A 2,978-nucleotide genomic window follows, 5' to 3' on the forward strand; every position below is an offset into this window, starting at 1 on the left:
CGATGTCCGAATGGGGAAACCCCTCCGCAAGGAGATCCCAGACTGAATACATAGGTCTGAGGAGGCGAACGCAGCGAACTGAAACATCTAAGTAGCTGCAGGAAAAGAAATCAACCGAGATTCCGTTAGTAGTGGCGAGCGAACGCGGAAGAGCCTGTACGTGTTATGGATTGTGTTAGTGGAAGGTTCATGGAAAGGACCGCCATAGTGGGTGATAGCCCCGTACACGAAAACGCATTCCAAGGACTAGGCGTACGATAAGTAGGGCGGGACACGAGAAATCCTGTCTGAAGATGGGGGGACCATCCTCCAAGGCTAAATACTCATGATCGACCGATAGTGAACCAGTACCGTGAGGGAAAGGCGAAAAGAACCCCGGGAGGGGAGTGAAATAGAACCTGAAACCGGATGCATACAAACAGTGGGAGCGGACTTGTTCCGTGACTGCGTACCTTTTGTATAATGGGTCAGCGACTTACGTTCAGTAGCGAGCTTAACCGAATAGGGGAGGCGTAGGGAAACCGAGTCCGAATAGGGCGCTTTAGTTGCTGGGCGTAGACCCGAAACCGAGTGATCTATCCATGGCCAGGATGAAGGTGCGGTAACACGCACTGGAGGTCCGAACCCACTAGTGTTGCAAAACTAGGGGATGAGCTGTGGATAGGGGTGAAAGGCTAAACAAACTCGGAGATAGCTGGTTCTCCCCGAAAACTATTTAGGTAGTGCCTCATGTATCACTTCCGGGGGTAAAGCACTGTTATGGCTAGGGGGTCATTGCGATTTACCAAACCATGGCAAACTCTGAATACCGGAAAGTGCGAGCATGGGAGACAGACGGTGGGTGCTAACGTCCATCGTCAAGAGGGAAACAACCCAGACCGCCAGCTAAGGTCCCAAATGATCAGTTAAGTGGTAAACGAGGTGGGAAGGCATAGACAGCCAGGATGTTGGCTTAGAAGCAGCCATCATTTAAAGAAAGCGTAATAGCTCACTGGTCGAGTCGTCCTGCGCGGAAGATGTAACGGGGCTCAAACTGATAACCGAAGCTGCGGATTTGCACGTAAGTGCAGATGGTAGGGGAGCGTTCTGTAGGTCTGTGAAGGTGTCTCGTAAGGGATGCTGGAGATATCAGAAGTGCGAATGCTGACATGAGTAGCGATAAAGCGGGTGAAAAGCCCGCTCGCCGAAAGCCCAAGGTTTCCTACGCAACGTTCATCGGCGTAGGGTGAGTCGGCCCCTAAGGCGAGGCTGAAAAGCGTAGTCGATGGGAAACGGGTTAAAATTCCCGTACTTTTATGCAGTGCGATGTGGGGACGGAGAAGGTTAGGTCATCAGACTGTTGGAATAGTCTGTTTAAGCCGGTAGGCTGGAGTGGTAGGCAAATCCGCCGCTCCTTAAGGCCGAGACGTGATGACGAGGGTCTACGGACCTGAAGTGACTGATACCACGCTTCCAGGAAAAGCCACTAAGCTTCAGCTGCATAAGAACCGTACCGCAAACCGACACAGGTGGGCAGGATGAGAATTCTAAGGCGCTTGAGAGAACTCAGGAGAAGGAACTCGGCAAATTGATACCGTAACTTCGGGAGAAGGTATGCCTCTTAGAGTGAATCCCCTGCGGGAGGAGCTTTGAGAGGTCGCAGAGAATCGGTGGCTGCGACTGTTTAACAAAAACACAGCACTGTGCCAACACGAAAGTGGACGTATACGGTGTGACGCCTGCCCGGTGCTGGAAGGTTAAGTGATGGGGTGCAAGCTCTTGATCGAAGCCCCAGTAAACGGCGGCCGTAACTATAACGGTCCTAAGGTAGCGAAATTCCTTGTCGGGTAAGTTCCGACCCGCACGAATGGCGTAACGATGGCCACACTGTCTCCTCCTGAGACTCAGCGAAGTTGAAGTGTTTGTGAAGATGCAATCTCCCCGCTGCTAGACGGAAAGACCCCGTGAACCTTTACTGTAGCTTTGCATTGGACTTTGAACAGACTTGTGTAGGATAGGTGGGAGGCTATGAAGTGGGAACGCTAGTTCTCATGGAGCCGTCCTTGAAATACCACCCTGGTGTGTTTGAGGTTCTAACCTTGGTCCGTGATCCGGATTGGGGACAGTGCATGGTAGGCAGTTTGACTGGGGCGGTCTCCTCCCAAAGTGTAACGGAGGAGTTCGAAGGTTACCTAGGTACGGTCGGAAATCGTGCTGATAGTGCAATGGCAAAAGGTAGCTTAACTGCGAGACCGACAAGTCGAGCAGGTGCGAAAGCAGGACATAGTGATCCGGTGGTTCTGAATGGAAGGGCCATCGCTCAACGGATAAAAGGTACTCCGGGGATAACAGGCTGATACCGCCCAAGAGTTCACATCGACGGCGGTGTTTGGCACCTCGATGTCGGCTCATCACATCCTGGGGCTGTAGCCGGTCCCAAGGGTATGGCTGTTCGCCATTTAAAGTGGTACGTGAGCTGGGTTCAAAACGTCGTGAGACAGTTTGGTCCCTATCTGCAGTGGGCGTTGGAAGTTTGACGGGGGCTGCTCCTAGTACGAGAGGACCGGAGTGGACGCACCTCTGGTGTACCGGTTGTGACGCCAGTCGCATTGCCGGGTAGCTAAGTGCGGAAGAGATAACCGCTGAAAGCATCTAAGCGGGAAACTCGCCTGAAGATGAGACTTCCCTGAGGGCTTGACCCTCCTGAAGAGTCGTTCGAGACCAGGACGTTGATAGGTCGGGTGTGGAAGCGCTGTGAGGCGTTAAGCTAACCGATACTAATTGCTCGTGAGGCTTGATCCTATCATTTGAGTGGCTTGGGAAACTGAGCGACGAGATAGTGTTGTGCGACACAATTGAATACCGAATATATGTGGGTTGATCGAGTATCGACCTAGGCTTCTTCAAGTTTGTACCAGTTTATGTCTGGTGGCCATAGCGAGGTGGTCCCACGCCTTCCCATCCCGAACAGGACCGTGAAACGCCTTAGCGCCGATGAT

General features: G+C 52.5%; 2 rRNA genes. Both read left to right on the plus strand.

The window, feature by feature from the left end:
• Positions 1 to 2,781, plus strand: a 23S ribosomal RNA gene (locus ACODSD_RS24705); the annotation flags it as partial.
• A gap of 122 nt (positions 2,782 to 2,903) precedes the next feature.
• Positions 2,904 to 2,978 (plus strand): 5S ribosomal RNA (gene rrf / locus ACODSD_RS24710); the annotation flags it as partial.

The organism is Chromobacterium sp. FG22, assembly GCF_057809415.1.